Origin of the sequence: Methylobacterium sp. Leaf85 (assembly GCF_001422125.1) — a bacterium.
Lineage (GTDB): Bacteria > Pseudomonadota > Alphaproteobacteria > Rhizobiales > Beijerinckiaceae > Methylobacterium > Methylobacterium bullatum.
On the sequence record NZ_LMME01000034.1, the window covers coordinates 157,943 to 178,733 of the forward strand.

General features: G+C 69.6%; 18 protein-coding genes. 8 read left to right on the top strand and 10 right to left on the bottom strand.

The features are described 5' to 3' along the window. Window positions 1–370: 370 nt before the first annotated feature. Together ASF08_RS21895 and ASF08_RS21900 are read right to left on the bottom strand one after the other, a co-directional pair. Window positions 371–3,526 (bottom strand): efflux RND transporter permease subunit, encoded by a 3,156-nt coding sequence (locus tag ASF08_RS21895; protein WP_056149479.1) that lies wholly within the window; start codon window positions 3,524–3,526, stop codon window positions 371–373. A gap of 1 nt (window position 3,527) precedes the next feature. Further along, complete coding sequence (locus tag ASF08_RS21900; RefSeq protein WP_147830087.1) at window positions 3,528–4,592, bottom strand: efflux RND transporter periplasmic adaptor subunit; 1,065 nt, start codon at window positions 4,590–4,592, stop codon at window positions 3,528–3,530. Window positions 4,593–4,804: 212 nt separating this feature from the next. Here ASF08_RS21900 and ASF08_RS21905 point away from each other — a divergent pair, with 212 nt between their 5' ends. Further along, window positions 4,805–5,749, top strand: coding sequence for a DNA-3-methyladenine glycosylase family protein (locus ASF08_RS21905; protein ID WP_056149481.1), 945 nt, complete (start codon window positions 4,805–4,807; stop codon window positions 5,747–5,749). Between the two features lie 118 nt (window positions 5,750–5,867). Then, on the top strand, window positions 5,868–6,812 hold the full coding sequence (locus ASF08_RS21910; RefSeq protein ID WP_056149483.1) for a DMT family transporter: 945 nt from the start codon (window positions 5,868–5,870) through the stop codon (window positions 6,810–6,812). Window positions 6,813–6,839: 27 nt separating this feature from the next. On the opposite strand, the gene ASF08_RS21915 is transcribed toward ASF08_RS21910, so the two are convergent. The 3 genes from ASF08_RS21915 to ASF08_RS21925 form a co-directional block, all read right to left on the bottom strand. Continuing rightward, on the bottom strand, window positions 6,840–7,316 hold the full coding sequence (locus tag ASF08_RS21915; RefSeq protein ID WP_056149485.1) for a VOC family protein: 477 nt from the start codon (window positions 7,314–7,316) through the stop codon (window positions 6,840–6,842). Between the two features lie 62 nt (window positions 7,317–7,378). Further along, window positions 7,379–8,110 (bottom strand): LuxR family transcriptional regulator, encoded by a 732-nt coding sequence (locus ASF08_RS21920; protein ID WP_056149487.1) that lies wholly within the window; start codon window positions 8,108–8,110, stop codon window positions 7,379–7,381. Window positions 8,111–8,238: 128 nt separating this feature from the next. Then, entirely contained in the window at window positions 8,239–8,682 is a 444-nt protein-coding gene (locus ASF08_RS21925; RefSeq protein WP_056149753.1) for a DUF488 domain-containing protein, read from the bottom strand. Window positions 8,683–8,928: 246 nt separating this feature from the next. On the opposite strand from ASF08_RS21925, the gene ASF08_RS21930 reads away from it, so the two are divergent. Beyond that, window positions 8,929–9,756 carry a glycoside hydrolase family 25 protein gene (locus tag ASF08_RS21930; protein ID WP_373321282.1) on the top strand — a complete coding sequence of 276 codons (828 nt, stop codon included), beginning with the start codon at window positions 8,929–8,931 and terminating at the stop codon, window positions 9,754–9,756. A gap of 143 nt (window positions 9,757–9,899) precedes the next feature. On the opposite strand, the gene trhA is transcribed toward ASF08_RS21930, so the two are convergent. The 3 genes from trhA to ASF08_RS21945 all read right to left on the bottom strand — a co-directional run bounded on the left by trhA (window position 9,900) and on the right by ASF08_RS21945 (window position 12,451). Beyond that, entirely contained in the window at window positions 9,900–10,580 is a 681-nt protein-coding gene (gene trhA, locus ASF08_RS21935; RefSeq protein WP_018043568.1) for a PAQR family membrane homeostasis protein TrhA, read from the bottom strand. A 136-nt stretch (window positions 10,581–10,716) separates the two neighbouring features. Next, entirely contained in the window at window positions 10,717–10,905 is a 189-nt protein-coding gene (locus ASF08_RS21940) for a hypothetical protein (RefSeq protein ID WP_018043569.1), read from the bottom strand. 418 nt (window positions 10,906–11,323) lie between these two features. Then, window positions 11,324–12,451, bottom strand: coding sequence for a COX15/CtaA family protein (locus ASF08_RS21945; RefSeq protein ID WP_056149491.1), 1,128 nt, complete (start codon window positions 12,449–12,451; stop codon window positions 11,324–11,326). Window positions 12,452–12,674: 223 nt separating this feature from the next. Between ASF08_RS21945 and ASF08_RS21950 the strand changes: the two genes are divergently transcribed. After that, window positions 12,675–12,893 (top strand): DUF2842 domain-containing protein, encoded by a 219-nt coding sequence (locus ASF08_RS21950; RefSeq protein WP_018043571.1) that lies wholly within the window; start codon window positions 12,675–12,677, stop codon window positions 12,891–12,893. Between the two features lie 117 nt (window positions 12,894–13,010). After that, window positions 13,011–13,427, top strand: coding sequence for a hypothetical protein (locus ASF08_RS21955; RefSeq protein WP_056149494.1), 417 nt, complete (start codon window positions 13,011–13,013; stop codon window positions 13,425–13,427). 31 nt (window positions 13,428–13,458) lie between these two features. On the opposite strand, the gene ASF08_RS21960 is transcribed toward ASF08_RS21955, so the two are convergent. Next, window positions 13,459–14,523, bottom strand: coding sequence for a polysaccharide deacetylase family protein (locus ASF08_RS21960; protein ID WP_056149497.1), 1,065 nt, complete (start codon window positions 14,521–14,523; stop codon window positions 13,459–13,461). Window positions 14,524–14,710: 187 nt separating this feature from the next. Here ASF08_RS21960 and ASF08_RS21965 point away from each other — a divergent pair, with 187 nt between their 5' ends. Next, on the top strand, window positions 14,711–15,976 hold the full coding sequence (locus ASF08_RS21965; RefSeq protein ID WP_056149499.1) for a GNAT family N-acetyltransferase: 1,266 nt from the start codon (window positions 14,711–14,713) through the stop codon (window positions 15,974–15,976). A 31-nt stretch (window positions 15,977–16,007) separates the two neighbouring features. Here ASF08_RS21965 and ASF08_RS21970 read toward each other — a convergent pair whose 3' ends face one another. Further along, on the bottom strand, window positions 16,008–18,287 hold the full coding sequence (locus ASF08_RS21970) for a GumC family protein (RefSeq protein ID WP_056149501.1): 2,280 nt from the start codon (window positions 18,285–18,287) through the stop codon (window positions 16,008–16,010). A 182-nt stretch (window positions 18,288–18,469) separates the two neighbouring features. Between ASF08_RS21970 and ASF08_RS21975 the strand changes: the two genes are divergently transcribed. Next, window positions 18,470–19,042, top strand: coding sequence for a polysaccharide biosynthesis/export family protein (locus ASF08_RS21975; protein WP_018043576.1), 573 nt, complete (start codon window positions 18,470–18,472; stop codon window positions 19,040–19,042). Window positions 19,043–19,473: 431 nt separating this feature from the next. Then, complete coding sequence (locus ASF08_RS21980; protein WP_056149503.1) at window positions 19,474–20,739, top strand: glycosyltransferase family 4 protein; 1,266 nt, start codon at window positions 19,474–19,476, stop codon at window positions 20,737–20,739. The last annotated feature ends 52 nt before the right edge of the window (window positions 20,740–20,791 follow it).

Genomic DNA, 20,791 nt, shown 5'->3' on the forward strand with positions numbered 1-20,791 from the left:
CCCGCCATCGCATCATGCCCGGAAGGCGAAGCACCCGGCGATTTCGGCGACCGCGACCGCGACAACGGCATAGGCGAGGAAGGTCGTCATCCCCTCCCCGTCCCCGAGCGGATTTACCGGGTCAAGCCTGCGACCGTGGCGTGCCGCGATGCATGGTCCTCCGCCGCGCCGATGCTCTGGCCCTGGAATCGGCATGACTACGGGTCGGCCCGGTCGCTTCCGGGCCAATCTTGCCCGTGACAGTGTCAGAATTCGGGGGGCCAGGCTTTTCAGAACCGTTGTGAAGGCAGTCAGTGCAGGGCCGAATAAGCCTCGGCGCGACAGGATCGCCATCCTGGGCGGCCCCCTTCGACGACCGGCTCCGAGCCTTCTAGGATGCCCGCGCCGTATCCGGCGCCCTGCCCTCGCCGGTGGTGAAACGGCCGTAGCGCAGGGCCAGGGTCGGCAGGATCATGAGGTTCAGGACCGTCGAGGTCACGAGGCCGCCGAGGATGACGATGGCCATCGGCCCCTCGATCTCGCGGCCGGGCTCGCCGGCGCCCAGCGCCAGGGGCAGCAGGCCGAGGCCGGTGACGAGGGAGGTCATCAGGATCGGCACGAGGCGGTCGGCGGCCCCTTCCACCGCCGTGTCGCGGTCCCACGGCCGGCCGTCGATGGCGACGAGATGCTCGTAATGCGAGATCATCATGATGGTGTTGCGGAGCGAGATGCCGAACAGCGTCACGAAGCCGACGATGGAGCCGAGCGACAGCACGGCCCCGGTGGCGAAGACCGCCAGTACCCCGCCGACGAAGGCGAAGGGCAGGTTGACCAGGACCAGCATGAGGTTGCGTGCGCTGCCGGTGACCATGGCCAGCAGCAGCACGATGCCGAGGCCCGCGAGCCCGGAGAACAGCAGCAGGTCGCGCTTGGCCCGTGCCTGGGCCTCGGCCGATCCGGCAAAGCTCACATAGACGCCCGTCGGCAACGCCACCTCCTTGGCGATCTTGCGCCGGGCGGCTTCGACGAAGGAGGCGACGTCGCGCCCCGTGACGTTGGCGGTGATGGCCTGGACGCGCTGGGCGCCCTGGTGCTGGACCTGGTAGCGCCCCGAGGTCTCGTAGATGTCCGCCACCTGGGCGAGGCGGATGAAGCGGCCGTTCGAGGAGCGCAAGGGGAGGTCGCCTACAGCCGTGAGGCGCCCCCTCGCCCCGGAATCGAGGATGACGAGGACGTTGAAGACCGCGTTGCCCTCGTAGGTCTGGCCGACCACGTCGCCCTGATAGGCGGTGCGCACCACCTCCATCACCTCGACCGCCGAGAGCCCCCAATGGCGCAGGTCGTTGGGCCGGAGCCCGACGTTGATCTGCGGCAGCCCCGCCGGGGAGGCCTGCTGGATGTCCGTGGCGCCGCGCACCTCGGCGAGCTCGCGGGCGATGTCGCGGGCGGCCGCCTCGATCCGGGCGAGGTCGTTGCCGAAGACGTTGATGACGACCGGCGCGGTGTAGCCTGAGACCGTCTCCTCGATGCGCTCGGTGAGGAAGGTCTTGAGCGAGAAGGCGGCACCGGGAAACCCCGCCATCAGGGTGCGGATATCGGCCTCGGCCCTGCCCTGCCCCGCGCCGTCCAGCCCCTGGTCGAGGTCGATATGGATCTCGCTGTAATGGGTGCCGGCGGTGTCCTGCCCGGCCTCGGCGCGGCCGATCTGCGAGGCCACGGCGCGGATGCCGGGGATCTTGCGCAGTTCGGTGGTGATGCGGCCGCCGAGGCGCATGGATTCCCCGAGCGACGTGCCGGGCGCCGCCGCCATGTGCAGGATCAGGTGGCCCTCCTTCAGGTCGGGCAGGAAGGTGCTGCCGAAGAACGGCGTCGCGGCGGCGCCCGCCAGGGTCACGAGGATGCCGGAGGCGATGACGATGCGCGGGGCGCGGTTGATCCGCTGGAGGAGGCGGGTGTAGCCGCCGCGCGACCAGCGCATCACCGGCGGGTCGCGCATGTCCGTCTCGCGTCGCCCGGTGAGGAGCATCATCGACAGGGCGGGGGTGACGGTGAGCGCCACGGCGAGGGAGGCCACCACGGCGAGGATGTAGGCGAGGGCGAGGGGGGCGAACAGCTTGCCGGCGATGCCGGACAGGACCAGCACCGGCAGGAACACCAGCAGCACGGCGAAGGTGGCGTAGGCGACCGCGGTGCGGACTTCGAGAATGGCGTCGATGACCACCCTCCCCTCCGGGACGGGCGAAGCGAGGCGCCGGTTCTCGCGCAGGCGGCGCACCACGTTCTCGACGCCGATCACCGCATCGTCCACCACCTCGCCGATGGCGATGGCGAGGCCGCCCAGCGTCATGGTGTTGAGGCTCTCGCCCATGGCCTGGAGCGCCACCACGGCGGCGATGAGCGAGAGCGGGATCGCCACCGACGAGATCACGCAGGTGCGCCAATCGTACAGGAAGGCGAACAGCACGACGACGACGAGGATGCCGCCGAGCCCGAGCGCCTGGAGCACGTTGGCATTGGCGATGGTGATGAAGTTCGCCGGCCGGAACAGATCCGGCCGCAAAGCCACGCCTTCCCGGTCGAGGGCCGGGCGCAGGTCCTCCAGGGCCGCTTCCACCCGGGCGGTGACCTCGCGGGTATTGGCGCCGTATTGCGCGCCGACCATGAGGAGCACGCCGCGCCTGCCGTCCACCAGGGCGGCGCTGATCGGCGGCTCGCCGGCGGCGACCACGGTGGCGACGTCGCCGAGGGTCACGCTCGCCCCGCCCTCGTTGATGAGGACCGTGCGGGCCAGTTCCTCCGGGGTGAGCGACTGCCCCTCGGTCTGGAGGGTGACGCGCTGGTTGATCGTGTCGACGAAGCCCGCCCCGCGCACGCCGGTGGCCTTGCGGGCGGCGGCGAGCACGTCGTTCATGCCGATATTGTAGCGGATGAGGTCGGCCGGGCGGATCTGGACCTGGAGCGAGCGCACGGCGCCGCCATAGACCGAGACCTGGGCGACGCCCGGCACCGCCAGGAGCCGGAGGCGCACGGTCCAGTCGGCGACGGTGCGCAGGTCGAGGTCGGAGCGCCGATCCGAGATCAGGCCGACGAGGAGCACGGTACTGGTGGCCGAGGTCAGCGCCGTCATCGCCGGCGGCAGCACGCCCTGGGGCAGGCGGCCGGCGAGCGCCGTCAGGCGCTCGGTGACGAGTTGGCGGACGCGGTAGACGTCGCTGCCGGTGCCGAAGGTGACGGTGATGACCGACAGGCCCTGGATCGAGCTCGACCGCAGGGATTCGATCCCCGGCAAGCCGTTCACCGCCACCTCGATCGGCTGGGTGACCAGCACCTCCACCTGTTCGGGGTTGAGGCCCGGCGCTTCGGTCTGGACCACCACGGAAGGCGGCGCGAATTCGGGGAACACGTCGTATTTCGCGTCCCCGAGCACGTAGACGCCGTAGCCGGCGAGCGCGAGGCTGAGCGCCAGGACGATGCCGCGAAAGCGCACCGCGAAGGCGACGAGCGCCGCCTGGGGGCCGCTCGGGGAAGCGTTCGGAACGTCGCTCACGTCAATCGTCGTCCACGCCGCCGGAGACGGAGAGCAGGCTCTTCATCTCCTCGGACAGAAGCGCCTGCGCGCCCGTGAGCACGATCTCGGTGTCACCGGGCAGGTCCTCCACCACATAGGCATCGGCCGACATGGGCGGGTCGGCCTTGAGGGCGTGGCGCGCGAAGGCGTCGGGCGCCACCGCGCGATAGATCCAGGTTCCGCCTTGCCAATGCACCACCGCGTCCTCGGGCACGCTGAGGCCGGTGACGGTCCGGTCCGAGGCGAGGAAGGCGAGCATGCTCATGCCGGGCAGGAAGCCGCTGTCACCGGGCACGGTGTAGAAGTAGCTGAGGCCCTGGATGCGCTGGTCGGTCCGGGTGGCCGGCGAGACGTAGCGCAGCGCGATCCGCGCGCTCTGCGGCGGCACCTCGGCGAAGGCGGCGGCGGGTTGGCCCTTGATGCTCTCGCCCGGCGGCAGGGTCACCTGGACCAGGAAGTCGACGCGCTCGATCAGCCGGGTGATGGCCGGCGAGCGCTCGACGATGGCCCGTCCGATCACCGGCCCCCATTCCTGCTGCGCCGTGGCGGCGAGGGTGCGGACCTGCGATTCCGCCGCCGCCAGAGCGGCCTGATCGGTCTGGAACGTGCCCTCGGTGGTCTCGACCTGAACGGTGGTGGCGTAGGGGCCGAGATTCTTGGCGCGCTGGAAGGCGTTGCGCGAGACCTCGACCCGGGCCTGGGCGGTCTGGAGCTGCGCCCTGGCGCTGGCGTAGGAATTGGTCAGGTCGGTGACCCTGGCGACGTCGAGGACGCTGCCATAGGCCTGGAGTTCCTCGCGGTGGGGGGCGGAGGGCCGCACCTGCGTGGCGATGCCGAGGCGCTCGCGCTCCGCCGGCTTGAGCCGCACCACGGTGCGCCCGTCCTCGATGGCGGTGCGCTGGGCCGGAAGATGGCGCGGGGCAGGGGGACCGGGGGCGACCCGCTCGCGCAGTTCGGCGATGAGGGCCGTGCCGGCTTCGCTCACCGCGAAGGCGGCGATTCCACCCACGATTCCCGCGAAGAGGAGACCACGCAGCCACGACACCAGAACCGCCCTCCCCGGCCTCGCGATCGATACGCCGCGTCGTTCCTCGTGAACGGATACAGCGTCGCCCCGCAACCCGATACGGGCGATGCCGGATTTTCCCGCCTTGCCTCCCGTCTTGCCTCTCGCCCTGCCCCGCACCGTTGCGCCGGCCTGCGCGCGGTTTCGCGATTCCCGCGGTCGTGAGATGGTGGAGGCGGCCGGAGAGCGTCGTGACCCACATCATCCCGCTGCCCTACAGGCCGCCCTACGACTGGCCCGCGATCCTGGCCTATCTCGGCGGCCGGGCCATTCCGGGTGTCGAGGTGGTGACGGCGGATGCCTATGCCCGGACCGTCTACCTCGGCGGTCGCCCCGGCACGATCTCCGTCATGCGGGGCGGGGACGATGCCCTCGTCGCGACGGTGGATCATCCCGATCCGGCGATTCTGCCGGACGTCCTGGCGCGGCTGAGGCCGATGTTCGATTGCGATGCCGACCCGGCCCTCATCGCGGCGGCGCTCTCGCGCCACCCCGACCTCGCACCCCTCGTGGCCGAACGGCCGGGCCTGCGGGTTCCGGGCGCCTGGGACGGGTTCGAGATCGCGGTACGCGCCATTCTCGGACAGCAGGTCTCGGTCAATGCGGCGACCCGTCTCGCCGGCCGTCTGGTTTCCGCCTTCGGTGAAGCGATGGCGCCGGACGACGCCGGAACGGGGCTGACCCACCTGTTCCCGACGCCGGATCGCCTGCTCGATGCGGACGTGGCCGCGACGCTGGGCATGCCCGGCGCACGCGGCAGGGCGATCGGCGCCCTCGCGGCGGAGGCCCATGCGAAGCCCGACCTGTTCGCACGGGGACGCGGCCTCGATCCGGCGGTGGCCGCCCTGAGGGGGTTGAGCGGGATCGGCGAGTGGACGGCGCAGTACATTGCCCTCAGGGCGTTGCGCGAACCGGATGCGCTGCCGGCGAGCGACCTTGCCCTGCTCCGGTCCCTCGATACCGGGGCGGGGCGTCCGACACCGGCGCAATTGCTCGCCCGGGCCGAAGCCTGGCGGCCCTGGCGGGCCTATGCCGCCGTGCATCTCTGGACGAGTGACGCCGCGCGGATCGCCGCCGCACTGCCTGTCCCCAAACCCGCCGCCAAGCGCCGCCCTGCCGGGCCCGCCTCCGGGTAGGATCCGCGATGTCAGCCCTGCTTCCGGCGGGCTTGCTCAGCCCGTCATGGGCGGGACAGAAGGGGACGGCGGTACCGCCAGCGAAGAACCATCTCCGAGCAAAGCCGCCGAAGGGATCATGACCTCTCCGTCCGCCTCCCCCGGCCCGGCCGTCGAGACCCGCGCGGTCGCCGCCGCCTACCCGCTCCTCCTGTTCACGACCCTGCTGTGGGGCGGCAACGTGGTCGCGGGCAAGTGGGCCGTGGGCGAGGTCTCGCCCCAGGTGCTCACCTGCCTGCGCTGGGCCTTCGCCTGCCTCGCGCTGGCCTGGCCGGCCTGGCGCGGGATCGTGTCCGAGCGCCACCTGATCGCGCGCCACTGGCGCTACGTCCTGCTGATGGGGGCCTGCGGCTACACCGCCTATGCGAGCCTGTTCTACGCCGCCGGCATCTACACCACCGGCGTGAACGTCGCCCTGTTCCAGGGGGCGATCCCGGTCCTCGTCATCCTGCTGAACTACGTCGTGCATCGCGTCGCCGTCACCGGGGCGCAGATCCTCGGCGTCGTCATCACCCTCGGCGGCGCGGGCGTGGCGGCGACCCACGGCGACTGGCACATCCTGTCGACGCTGTCCTTCAACATCGGCGACATGCTGATGCTCGGCGCCTGCCTGCTCTATGCCGGCTACACCGTCGCCCTCGCCGACCGGCCCAAGATGTCCGGCCTGACCTTCTTCTCTGCCATGGCGCTGGCAGCTCTCGTGACCTCCCTGCCCGCCCTCGTCCTCGAACAGGCCGCCGGAACCCTGATCTGGCCGACACCGAAGGGGTGGGCCATCGTCGCTTTCGTGGCCCTCGGCCCGTCCCTCATCGCCCAGCTCTCGTTCATGCGGGGCGTCGAACTGATCGGCCCGAACCGGGCGGGGGTGTTCGTGAACCTCGTGCCGATCTTCGGCTCGGGCCTCGCCATCCTCGTCGTCGGCGAGCCCTTCCAATGGTACCAAGCCGCGGCCTTGGCCCTCGTGCTCGGCGGCATCGTCATCGCCGAGCGCTTCGGACGCCGCGAACGCCCGGGCGGCAAGTGAGGCGGCGAGCGAGGCGAGACGTCCGGTTCAGCCGGCGGCCGCGCGCTCGAGCGCGGCGATGTCGAGCTTGATCATGCCCTGCATGGCGGAGAAGACGCGGCGCGCCACGGCCGGATCGGGATCGGCCAGCAGCCGGGGGAGGATCGTCGGCACGATCTGCCAGGGCACACCCCACCTGTCCCGAAGCCAGCCGCACATGATCTCGGCCCCGCCATCCGCCGTGAGCGCCGTCCATAACCGGTCGACCTCGTCCTGGTCGGCGCAGGCCACGGAGATCGAAGCCGCCGTGCCGTAATTGGCCGTGGTGCCTCCGTTCAGGGCCTGAAAGCTCTGTCCGCCGAGGGTGAAGGCCACCAGCAGCGCATCGCCCGCCTCCCCGCCCGGCCAGGGTCCGGGCGAGCGCTGGACATGGTCGATCCGCGAATCGGGGACGAGGGAGACGTAGAGGCCGACCGCCGCCTCGATGTCCTTACCGAACCACAGGCAGGTGCTGACCTTGGGCATCGTCGACTCCTCTTGCGAGGTTGAGCTCGCGCGAGACTATCGAATGTCCGGCCTCGAGCCCATCAGATGATGAGCCCCCGCCGCAGGGCGATGGCGACGGCCTGGGTCCGGTTGGCGGTGCCGAGCTTGGCGCGGGCGGAGCGCAGATGGAAATCGACGCCATGGGCGGAGATCCCCATGACCTCGCCGATCTCCCAGTCGGTCTTGCCTTCGGCCGCCCATTGCAGGGCCTCGCGCTCGCGCGGGGCGAGGCGCGCGGAGGCCGCCGGATTCTGGCCGTTCAACAGCAGCAGGTGGCCGAACGCGTAGGTGGCGGCGAGCTGGAGCATGCCGCGATCCGCCGGATCGATGGCGAGACGCTCGCCCGAAACACTGAATCCGGCGGTCTCGCCGTCGAGGGTCATCAACGGAATGGTCAGGCCGTCGCGCAGGCCGAAATCCCTCGCCTCGTCCATCACCCTGCGCGCCAGGGGATCGTCGGCATGCTCATCGGTGGCGTCGCTCCAGGCGAAGGGCGCGGTGGAGTGGCCGAGGCGCTGAACCGTGGGGTCGTGGAAGGCATAGCCGCGCGTCAGGTAGCGCCGGCCCCATTCCATCGGGAAAGTGTTGAGAAGGACGTGGCCGCGCTGCTGTCGGACGGGCGCGCCACGGGCCGGCACGGTGGCCGCCATGATGTGGGCGACGCCGAGATCCGCCAGTTCCGCCATCAGAAGCCGGGCGACGTCCTCGCCGCTCGCGGTACGATCGAGGGAGCGGAGGAAGCCGAGGGTCTGATCGAGGGATTTGCGCGTCACACGCGTACTGCCAGGCGAGTCCGATCACGTTTACATGATCGAAGGGCATGTGAGCGCGCTAACTCTAGATTGTCAACGCCTTCCCTCGGGTAGGATCGATTTTGCACAAACGAGTGTCCGAGGGAGCATCAGCCGAACAGGTCGACGGTCCTGAAACCGGCCGCCTCCAGTCGCTCGGCCAGGACGCGGCGATGGCACCGTTCCGGATCGCGCTCGAAACAGAGGAGACAGGTGGGCGCCCGTGCGGCGAGCTCGCACAGGGCATTGAGGGCGAGGCCGCCATCGGCGGTATCGAGGACCTCCTCGCAGTAGATCCGGCGCATCAGCGCCGCGTCATGAGCCCGGGCGGCTTCCCGCCCGGCCTTGGGCGTGCCGAGTTCGCGCGCATGCGCGTAGGCGAGACCCGCCTCCTCCAGGCTCGTCTTCAGGGCGTTCTTCGAAAAACCTCGCTTGCGCGAATTCGCCACCGCGCGAACGTCGGCCAGGGTCGCGACGCCGGCATCCTTCAGGGTCGCCACGAAACGCTCGGAATCGAGCCCTTCGTAGCCGATGGTGAACAAAACCTTCTGCAGTCTCCCCTCCCCTCGAAACACCAGACCGGCTCGTGACTTAGCCTCGGGCGCCGGCCTGCGGCCTAAGCGCCGGAATGCACCCTATGTGGCTCACAGGCAACGACTTCCGGAATTCCGCCGCATTGCCGTCAAAGCTCTGTTAACCGCGCAGGGGCCATCCCTTAGCGATGAGTGTAGCGCGTGAGAACGGTGGGCCGGGCATCGATGTCGCTTAAGAACGGGATCGCCCCGACAATCATGGCCGGGATGCCACGCGGCGTCGCCATGCGCTGGGCCAAACGCTCTCTGACCGCCGCCCTGCTCGCGACTCTCGCGGCCTGCGCCGGAAACCACAGCGACTTCTACCCCACCAAGGGCGACGTGAAGCCCCATCCGGGGGTGGCGCGCGCCAAGCAGCACCCGATCCAGGGCATCGACATCTCGAAATGGCAGGGGCCGATCGATTGGGCCTCGGTGCGCGGTGCCGGCACGCAGTTCGCCTTCATCAAGGCGACGGAGGGCGGCGACCACGTGGACGAGCGGTTCCGCGCCAATTGGGACGGCGCCGCCAAGGCGGGCGTGCCCCGTGGGGCATACCATTTCGTGTTCTGGTGCCGCTCGGCCCAGGACCAGATGGAGTGGTTCAAGAAGAACGTCCCCAACGATCCGACCGCCCTGCCCCCCGTCCTCGACGTGGAGTGGAACGGCCATTCGCAGCTCTGCCCCAAGAAGCTGCCGAAAGCCCAGGCGCTGGCGATGATGCGCTACATGCTCGACGAGATGGAGCGCTACACCGGCAAGCGTCCGATCATCTATACCGACATCACCTTCCATAAGGACGTGCTCGAGGACGAGCTACCCGACTACCCGCACTGGGTCCGCTCCACGGCGGCCGAGCCCGAGCAGCGCTACGCCAAGCGCAAGTGGATGCTGTGGCAGTTCACCTCTACGGGCCGGGTTCCGGGCGTGCGCGGCGACGTCGACCGCAACGCGTTCTACGGCTCCACCGCGGAATGGGCCTCGTTCCTGTCGACGGATTGCGACCCCCGCGACCATAGCCGACTCGCCGGACAGGGGCTCTGCAGCGGGAAGTAGGGGAAGAACCGAAACGTCGGGGGACGTGTCACCGAGCGCCGCTAGAGCTGCGCCCGACCACGTTGGGTCGGGGCACATCTCTAGGCCTTTGTTGTGCCGCGCTCTTTTTCGCCGAACCGGCATCCACTTCGGCGGAGAGCGCTCTAGGGAGCGGCGCTCATCACACTGGTGAGGACGGTGCCGTAATGGCAGGCCGTGGCGGCGAGGACGAAGGCGTGCCAGATCGCGTTCTGGTACGGCAGGCTGCGCCAGACGTGGAAGATGACCCCGGCCGAGTAGAGCACGCCGCCGATCGCCAGAAGCCAGAGGGCCTCGGGGTTCAGTGCGCCGATCACCGATTCGTAGGTGGCGACGCCGCTCCATCCGAGGAGCAGGTAAAGGCCGATGGCGGCCCGGTCGAAACGGCCGGGCAGGAGCAGCTTCAGGGCGATGCCGATCGCCGCCAGCACCCAGATGAAGGCCAGAAGCATCCAGGCCGTCGAGCCGCGCCCGACCAGGGCGACCAGAGGCGTGTAGGTGCCGGCGATCATGAGATAGATGAGGGCGTGGTCGGCCCGGCGCAGGATCCACTTGCGGCGCCCCACGGGCCACATGTTGTAGGTGGCCGAGACACCGAGCATCGACACCAGGGCGGCGGCATAGACCGCGACGGCCGCCCGCTCGGTCCAATCCAGCGGGGCCATCGCCGCCAGGATGACGATGGCGATGGAGCCCGCCACACCGAACGCGATGCCGGCGATATGCACGGCGGCATCCGCCATCAGCTCCCGGCGGGTATAGTTCCAGGTCAGTCCGATGGGTCTACCGTCCTCAGCCAGGAACATCGCTGACTCCGAACTTTCCTAACCCAAGCTTAAGCGCCGAAGGCCCGGACTCGTTCCCTGATCGAACTGCGTAGGCGGCGAGCATCGTGAACCGCCGCCTACCTGATTGCCGCATATTTTCCCGGTGAGAAGATTCCTAGAAGGAGAAGGTCGTGAAGCGGCTTGCGAGGACGACGGCCCAGGCGGCGCCGAGAAGTCCCGTGAGACCGACGACGACCTTCCGGGTCCGCGCATGGCGCGTCCCGTCCGTGTCGGCGCCTTCGCGTGCCGTCTGGTCGCGCTCAACGAGTACCTGCTCTTCCGACACGAGGCGTTGGTCGTGCATGCTGGACGGCCTTTCGGTTTTGGCGTGACACTGCCGGACGCCGCTTTCGCGGCGCCATCGACACATCGGCTAACGGTACAAACCCAAGCTTGGTTTCGCTGCGATGCAACAAAATATGGCCGGGTGACGCTCGCCGATGTGGACCGACACGGTGCAAGCATCCGGCCAATCCGGACCTACCATCCGGCATAGCGGTGTTGCGGTCTGTGCGATGCAGCAGCCGGCGCGCCGACGAGATCCGGAAAGCGGGCCGGGACAGACCCCCTCGCGTCCGGGCAAGAGGCCGTCTCCCCGAGCCCCCCTCGGCCTCCGCTACGATGTGTCCCCGGAGAGGGGCTAAGTGTCTCTCACAAAACTCCCGCCGCGCTGTCCTGCTTGGAGCAAGAACCGACCGTGATCGGGAGTTTTGTGAGGCACTCTAAGCGCCTCGGCCCGTCATGCCCTCGAAACCGAAGGCGGCGGAAGTAGCGACGGGAGACGGCAGGGTCCGCGGGGTCGCTCCCCGGCTGAGCCGGGCATGCACCGTCGCCATCATCAGGACCGCCATGGCGAAGACCTGATGGGCGAGGCCCGCCCAGAGGGGCACCGCCAGCAGAAGGGTCACGATGCCCAATCCCGCCTGCGCCAGGGTCAGGCCGGCGATGCCCATTGCGCGGCGGGCCGTGCCGCTGCCGGGAAGCCGCCTGCCCGCGTCGACGGCGTGGAACAGCGCCACGGCCAGAAGGAGATAGGCCATGAGGCGGTGGTTGAACTGCACCAGGGTGACGTTATCGACGAAGTTCTCGATCCACGGGCTGACCGCGAACAGGTCCGACGCCCCCGGCACGAGGACGCCGTCCATGTCTGGCCAGGTATTGTGCACGAGCCCGGCCTTCGATCCGGCGACGAGGCCGCCGAGACCGATCTGGAGCAGGACGAGGACCGGCAGCAGGGCCGCCATGATCCGCAGGCGACCGGGTGCCGGCTCGGATGGGCCGGACCTCAACCCGGCGGCCAGCCAGACGAGGCCGGCCAGGATCAGGCTCGCCGTGGTCAGGTGGAGGGCGAGCTTGAGGGGCGCCACCGCCGTCATGCCCGGCTGGAGGCCGGAAGCGACCATGATCCAGCCGATGGTGCCCTGAAGACCGCCGAGGACGCCCAGGGCGAGGAGCCCGTATCCCAGGCGCCGGTCGACGAGACCGCGCCACCAGAACACCAGGAGCGGCACGAAAAAAGCGAGCCCGAGGATGCGCCCGAGCAGGCGGTGGCCCCATTCCCAGGCATAGATGACCTTGAAGTCCGACAACCCCATGCCCTGGTTGAGGATGCGGTATTGCGGCGTGTCCTTGTACTTGTCGAACTCTGCGGCCCAGGCCTGCTCGGAGACCGGGGGGACCACGCCCGTCACCGGCCGCCATTCGGTGATCGACAATCCCGATCCGGTCAGGCGGGTGGCGCCGCCGACGGCGACCATGGCCACGACGAGGATCGCCAGCGTGTAGAGCCAGATGCGCACCGGGTTCGTGGAACGGACCGGCGCGGTCGGGGTGGTTTCGCGTGAAGGCATCGCGGTGGGGAGCTCGCGTGGTGTCGGGATCGGCGCGGGTTTCCCGTGCCTCGCGCCCTGCGTTACGCATGCGGGGCCCCCGGGGCAACGTCGCCCAGGGCCGCAGAGGGCCTGGATGCGGCGCGAGCGGCAATTGCCTTGCCGGGGCGGTCGGCCTAACCCCGGCGGACCTGCCGCCGGGGGAGAAGGCCCGTGCCAAAGGCCCCTATACAGGAGAGCGCCCATGCGCCGCCGCACCCGCACGCTGCTCGGCACGATCGGCATGCTCGCCTTCGTGGCGCTCTACGCGCCCCTCGCCATGGCCTTGGCCGACAGCCGCATCTCCCAGACGCCCCCGGCCGTGCAGGCGATCCTCTACGCCTTCCTCGGCATCGCCTGGATCTTCCCGTTGATGCCGCTGATCCGCTGGATGGAGCGAAAGGACGTCGACGGCGGCAGCTGAGAACCGGGGTTTCCCCCGACGCCGGGATTTCGCCGCACTCGGCCGTCACAGGCTTGGGCACGCTTTGATGTTCCCTCAGACCCAGGCCGAGATCCGCCGCTCCATGATCCGATCCTCATGAACCGATTCCTCGCGTCCTTCCTGCTCGCAGGCTTCGGCTGCGCCGCTCTTCCGGCTCTCGGCACGCCGGCCTCGGCGCAGAATGCGCCCCGCTCGATGGCGGAATGCGAGCGTCTCAAGAACGACCTCGCCTACAACCAGTGCCTCGCGATGTTCGGACCGGCCGCCAAGAATGTCGGCGGCGGGGGCGGGGGCAGCGATGGTGGATCGGCCTCCTCCGTGGCGACGGCGCTCGCCGCCGTGCCGCCGGGCAGCACAGAATCCCTGCCCATGGCCGACGAGCCCGCGCAGGAGGCAAGCAGGGGCCAGCGCGGCAGGCGCGGGCGCTACACCCGCCACGGCCGCCAGAGCGCCAGCTTCACCGTGGGTGGAAGCGAGGGCCGCTCGTCCTACCGCCGCCGCCGGCGACATTGACAGGCCCCGTGCAGGACTGACCCGACCGGGCTCACGCGACATCGAGCCGTCGCCCGCGATTCCAGGCGAGGAACGGAACCCCCGACAGCAGTGCGCAGAGCGCCGCCTTCGATTGATGCAGCCCATTCACCGAGACCCGCGGCAGGGCATGGAGATGGACGGCATGGCCGGGGAAGAGATGGCCGGGTCGGGTCGTCACGGCCGTGTCGAACCCGGCCTCGCGGGCGATTCCGAATTCGCGCCCCCCGGCCGAGGTCGGATCGCCCACCGGATAGGACAGGTGCCGCACCGGCCGGCCAATCTCACGCTCGATCCGCGCCCTGCCCTCCCCGATCTCATGGCGGACCCGCGCCTCCCCGTGTTTCGCCAGCATGGGATGGCCGATCGTATGGGCTCCGATCGACAAGGCGGGATCGGCCGCCAGACCGCGCAACTCCCCCCAGGACAGGCAGAGTTCCTCCGCCACCCGCCCGATTCCGATGCCGGCCTCGCCGCAGAGGTCGGCGATGGTGGCGAGCAGGCGCTCCTCCGATCCGGCGCGCAGGTGCCGGTAGATCAGGGCGAAGGCCGCCATCTTCTCCCCAGCCGTGGCGGCGGGCAGGTCGAGGGGCGGGGCCTCGTCCCGAACCACCCTCACCCGGTCGAGGCGACCGATCGCGCGTTCGAGTTCGATCCACCACAGGCGGCCCCGCCCCTCGGCGAAGTCGCTCGCGACGAACAGCGTCCAGGGAACGCGATGCCGCGCCAGAACGGGAGCGGCGTGGCGGGCGTTGTCCCGGTAGCCGTCGTCGAAGGTCAGGACGGCGAAGGGCCTGTCCCCGCCGGGCCGGGCGAGTCGCTCGGGCACGGAATCGAGGCCGATCACGTCGAACCCCTTCTCGGCCAGCGTGACCAAGACTTCGTCGAGGAAGTCCGGCGTGATCGAGAGAATGCCGTTGGGGGCGTAGGCGCTCACGGGGGCCGGATCGACATGGTGGAAGGTCAGGATCAGGCCGCGCCCCTGCGCGACCCGCCTCAGCCAGCGGTCGGCTCCCGAGGCGGCGATGGCGCGAAAGCCCGTATCGAACAGGCGGTGACGGAACTCGGGCGAGGGCATGGGCGTCACCGGAGAAGAGCGGAACGGGCGGAGATTCGACCACCAACCCGCAAGGTTTCGTTACCCACATCGCGAGATGATGCCTTGCCGTTTTCCATCGTCACCGGCGCTTAAGGAGCCGGAGGTCTAGGTACTGGACGATGCATGCTCGTGCGCCGCGCTCGCGGAGCCGTGCCAGGGAGCGGTGATGGCGGTTCTTGTTCACGATCTCACCGGAGCGGGCATGATTCAGGAGCGCGTCCGCGGGCAACTGGTTCCGGAGGTGTTTCGCGACCTGGCCAGCGTCGAGGCCTTGTGGCGGAGCGTCGAGAGCGATCCGGCCGCACTGTCGACCCCCTATCAGCGCTTCGACTGGGTCTCGGCCTTCGTCTCGGCCAAGCTCGGCTGCACGCCGGCGGAGCAGGACGCCTCCCTGCGGGTCATCGTCCTGCGCGATCCCGGCGGACGGCCCCGCGTGATCCTGCCGCTGCAGGTGGCACGCGAGCGCGGCGTCCGCGTGGCGCGGGTGATCGGCTGCAAGCACGCGAACTACCACATGCCGATGTTCGCCTCCCGCGAGGCGGCGGCCATGCGCGCGGAGGATCTCGTCGGCCTGCTGCGCCAGATCGGGCACGAGGCCGGCATCGACGTCTATCTGCTCGGGCATCAGCCGCGCTTCTGGGACGGCGCCGCCAATCCGTTGAGCCTCCACGCCGCGCCGGCCGTGAGCGACGCCTACGGCCTGATCCTCGGCCCCGACCCCGAGACCACCGCCAAGCGCGTCTTCAGTGCCGATGCGCGCAAGAAGATGCGCTCGAAGGAGAGGAAGCTGATCGAGGCCTTCGGCCCCGTGGAGTATCGGGTGGCCGCGAATGCCGAGGAGGTGAGAGCCTACCTCGCCGCCTTCTTCACGCAGAAGGCCTCGCGCTTCGCCGCCATGGGCATCGCCAATCCCTATGCCGACGAGGGGATCCGCCGCTTCATCGCCACGGGCGCCTGCCGGCAGGACGATCCGGACGAGGTCCGGGGCGCCGCGATCGAGGTCTCCGCCCTGGTGGCGTGCAACGATGGGCGGGTCTTCGCGACCTTCGCCGGTGCGGTCAGCGATGCGCGCTACAGCGGCATGATGACCTCCTTCGATCAGGATCCCGTCATCGGGCGGTCGAGCCCCGGCGACATCCTGCTGCAGCACCTCATCCGCGATCAGACCGAGCGCGGCCGCCGCAGCTTCGATCTCGGCGTCGGGGAGGCCCGCTACAAGGCCAACATCTGCGACGAGACGATTCAGCTGGGCGAGGTCACCATCGCCGTCACCCTGCGCGGCCATCTCTTCGCGGTTCCGGCCATGGCCGCTACCCGCCTCAAGCGCCGGATCAAGCGGAGCGAGCGACTGGCGCGCTGGGCGAAGGCGGTTCAGAAGGCGATCCGACGCTCGGCCCGCCATGGCCGGAGCGCCGGCGAGGCGCAAACCTGACGCGACGGCTCGCGCCGGCCGCCGAAAGTCCTCAGGCCGCCGAAAGTCTTGCGCCGGCCCCCGGCTTTCCAGCAGCGGCGTGCTCGTTCGCGGGGTGCTCTCCGGCGACGAGGACGGAGCCGGATCCCTCCCGGTCGGCCAGGCCGTAGAGCGCGACGAGCTCGGGATCCTCGGGCGACGTGTCGGAGGCGATGACGATGGCGTTCATCCGGCCCGCCATGGCCGTCAGCAGGTCGCGAGCCCCCTCGGACTGGGCCTCGCCCAGGCGATAGACGACCCAATCGTAGCTCTGGGCCAGGGCATCGAGGGCGATGGCGAGGGCCTCCGGCTCGTCCGTGAGGATGTCGCAATCGACGAAGCCGCGCGGGATGGCATGGAGCCTGCGCACCGAGGGCACCGACCGGATCACGTCGAGGAAGGCCGCCTCGCCCGCTACGAGGTCGGTGAGGCCGGCATCGTCCGAGGGAGAGGCCGGGCCATTGACGTCCACGAGGAGGACGCGCCCGCTCGCGGCCAGTGCCTCCGCCAGGATCCCGGCGAGCTGCCGGTCGGCGTCCGTATCGGTCTCCGCCACGAGGAGGCTTCCGCCGTTGCGGCCCATGCGCTCGCGCAGGCGACGGGTGAGGGCCTGGAGATCGTAGCTGGGAACGGCCGTCCGGCCCGCTTCCCCGGCGGCTTCTTCCGTATCCTCCCGCACCGGAAGCGGCGTGGCTTCCGGGACGGAGGCGGGAGCGGCGGCGGCGAGGGGGACGACGACGCGGGCGATCAACGGCGCCTCGTAGAGGGCGGCGGCGGTGCCGGTGCGCGACAGGGCCGTGGACGCTTCCGGAAAGGCGAAGGGGGCGGGCTCGGGAGCCCGATCGTCCGGCCCGGTCCGGCGGCGGGTCTCGTCGGGATCGCGGAGGAGATGGCGCGCCGCCACCCCGCCGCTGGACAGCAGCATCGCCATCACGAGGGCGAGGGCCACGATGGGCAGCTTCTTCGGGAAGGACGGGATCTGGGGCACCACGGCGCGGGAGACCACGCGGGCATCGGCGGGGGCCGCGCTCTCGGCATCGCGGGCCGAGGCCTCGCGATAGCGCGAGAGGTAGGATTCGAGCTGGTCGCGCTGGGCCTTGGCCTCGCGTTCGAGGGCGCGGAGCTGGACCTCGCTGGAATTGCCCTTCGAGACGACCTCGCGCTGCGCGTCGACGGCGGCGTTCAGGCTCTCGACCCGGGCCTCGGCGATACGGGCGTCGTTCTCCATCGTCCGCACCACCCGGTCGGCGGTGGACTTGATCTGCGCGTCGAGGTCGCCGATCTGCGCGGTCAGTTCCTTGATGCGGGGATGGGCCGGCATCAGCGTCCGCGATTCGAGGGCGAGCTGCCCGCGCAGGGTGATGCGCTGCTCCACCGTGCGGCGGATGACCTCGTTGTTGGCCACATCCGGGATCTCGAAGGCGCGGCCGTCCTTGATCATCTCGCGGATGAGCTTGGCCCGGCTCGTGAGATCGGCCTTGACCGTGCGGGCCTGGGACAGCTGGGTCGACAATTCGCTGAGCTGCTGGGTGCCCAGAGGTTGGCTTGTGGCGCCGCCGCCCCCGCTGATCAGGCCGTTGCGCGCGCGGAAGGCCTCGACCTTCGCCTCGGCCTCGGACACGCGGGTGCGCAGGGTGTCGATGTTGCCGCCGAGCCAGGTCGAGGCGTAGCGGGCGGTGTCCACCTTCGCCGATTCCAGGGAGGCGATGTAGAGTTCCGCGATGGTGTTGGCGGCCTTGGCCGCGAGGTCCGGATCGCGCGAGCGGAACTCGACCGTCAGGATGCGGGACTTGCCGGCCGGGTAGACCAGGAGGCGGTCGAAATAGGTCTCCAGCACCCGGTCCTCGGGCGCCCGCTCCATCGGGTTCCTGCCGAGCCCGATCATCATCAGGACGCGCTGGACCGGACCGATGCCGTCGACCTCGGGATCGAATTCGGCATTGCCCACGAGCTTCAGGCGGCGGATCGCCTCCCGGGCGATGTCCCGGGACATCACCACCTGGACCTGGCTCGCCACCGCCTGTTCGTCGATGGCCAGGGGCTGTTCGCCGCGTTCCTGGGCGGTCCGCGCGAAGCTCGCGTCGCGGCTCTCCAGCAGGATCTTGGCCTCGCCGGTATAGCGGGGCGGAACCACCTGCACGAAGACGATGGCCCCGATCCCCGCCGCCAGGGTGGGAAGGACGATCCAGCGCCAGGACCGCGCCAGCACCCCGAACAGCTGGGACAGGCCGAGCCCCTCGTCCCGCTGTGGGATCGGTTCGATCGAGGAAACGGTCTGCTGCGAGCGGGGCATGAGACGATCTTTACGCAAGGCAGGACGGCGTATCGGACGCCTCAAGGAAGAGTAGAACTCGTTAAGATTGATCGTCGGTTAAGATCGACTGCAACGCAGCGCATTCCGGGCGGCGCATCAGCTTTTGTTAACCATATGAACCTACCAATAGAGGCAGAAACTTGCTCTTAGCGGCTTGGATGATGAACCGGCGCTCCCTTCTCCTCGCTCTCTCCTCCACTCTGGCACTGGGCGGATGCCTGCGTCCCGACTTCCGGACCGCGCAGCTCGACGCCACCGCCACCGGATCGATCGGCGGACGCTATACGCTCGCCACCGGCGACCGGCTGCGCGTCATCGTTTTCGGCCAGGACAATCTCTCCAACATCTACGCCATCGACGGGACGGGCGGCATCGCCATGCCGCTCATCGGGCTCGTGAAGGTGGGAGGGCAATCGACGGCCCAGGCCGCCCGGACCATCGAGGCCAAGCTGGCGGCGGGCTTCGTGCGCGAGCCGCATGTGACGGTGGAGGTGGATGCCTATCGGCCGTTCTACATCCTCGGCGAGGTCACCACCTCGGGGCAGTACCCTTACGTGAACGGCATGGCCGTGGAGACGGCGGTGGCGATCGCGGCGGGCTTCGGGCCGCGGGCGGCCCGCGACTATGCCGTCCTCACCCGCGAGGGACCGAACGGCCTCGTCTCGGGCATCGTCCCGATGACCTACCTGGTGAGGCCCGGCGACACGATCGTCATCAAGGAACGCTTCTTCTGAGGACGTCTCGTCTTCGATGCGTCGTCGATCGACGAAGGCCCGGATCCATAGGATCCGGGCCTTCGTCGTGTCTCGCCCGGTCGGACGATGTCGAGATAACTTATGCTCGCGGCACTGGCGGCATTGCTGATGACGACCACCGTGTCGAACATCCGGCCCCGCCCAGCAGGGCGTCCGTTCCCTTGCCGCTGGCGGGGGCCAGTCATTCGGGGAGCGGCCTGCCACCGGCGGATTTCCCCGCAAGGCGGAAAGCCAGGATTCACACTTGCGGGGAAATCCGCACTTTCGAGATTCCGTCAGGGGCCGCATGACCGAACGAGAGGTTTTCGATCTCACGACCGCCTGAACCGATCCTGCGGCGTACGGTCCTCGACGGTGGTAGCATCTCTGGAAACCAGTCTTCGCTAAGGTCATACCGTCGCCCGGTTCGAATGGTCGTCGCGTGGAGCTTGTCCGTCGTGAGTGCGTCCGCCTCCATCCCGTCCATTCGCCCCTCCCCCGGCGAGGGCGGGAGCGTCTACCGCATCCTTCACGTCTTCCGCGCGCCGGTGGGAGGGCTGTTCCGCCACGTCTGCGACCTCGTCAGGATCCAGGCCGCCGCCGGCCACGAGATCGGCCTCGTCTGCGATGCCTCCACGGGCGGGGAGAACGCGGCGCGGGCGCTCGACGAACTCCTGCCCCATCTCGCACTCGGCATCGTCCGGCTCCCCATGCGGCGCAACCCGCACGGATCGGACCTCGCCGCGGTACGCGCGGTCGCCGCACGGGCGCGGGAGGTCCGCGCCACGATCCTGCACGGCCACGGCGCCAAGGGGGGGGCCTATGCCCGCATCGCCCGCCTGCCCCCGGGTTCGCCCTCGCCGATCCGGGCCTACACGCCGCATGGCGGCAGCTACAATTACAAACCCGGTTCCCTGCGCCACCGACTCTACATGGGTGTCGAGCGCCTGCTCGCGGCGCGCACCGACGTGTTCCTGTTCGAGAGCGAATACGTGGCCGGGCGGCACCGGCGCTTCGTGGGGGGCACGCCCCGCACCCTACGGATCGTCCATAACGGCATCGACGAGGCGGAGTTCGCGCCGGTGCCGCACCGGGCGGACGCCTACGACCTGGTCTATGTGGGCGAGTTGCGCGAGGCGAAGGGGATCGCGGTCCTGCTCGACGCCCTGGCCGCGCTACGGGCCGAGGGGCGCCCCTGCCGCCTCCTCATGGTGGGATCGGGCCCGGACGCCGACCTCTTGGCCGAGCGGGCGCGGCGGCTCGGCCTGTCCGCTTCCGTGGCCTTCGAGCCGCCCCAGCCGATCCGTACCGCATTGGCGAAGGGACGGATCATGGTGGTTCCGTCGCTCGCCGAGTCCCTGCCCTACGTGGTGCTGGAAGCCGCAGCGGCATGCCAGCCCCTCGTCTCGACCAATGTGGGCGGCATCCCGGAGATCTTCGGGGCGGCGGCGGACGATCTCGTGGCACCCAAGGACCCCGTCGCCCTCAAGGATGCCATCCTCCGCCTGCTCGACGAAGACCCCGCCCGGGGTCTCGCGCGAGCCCAGGCACTCAGCGAATCCGTGCGGACACGGTTCTCGATGAAACGGATGGGGGCGGATGTGCTATCCGGCTACGCCGCCGCCCTGCGGCTTCGAGGAACGTTTACCCTAGCAACGGCGCTGCCGCCGATGAAGGAACTGCCGAAGTCGCGCTAACTTGCTCTTTGCCATGCTTCCGGCGGCCGGGCCTTCGTTAAATGTTCCGTGA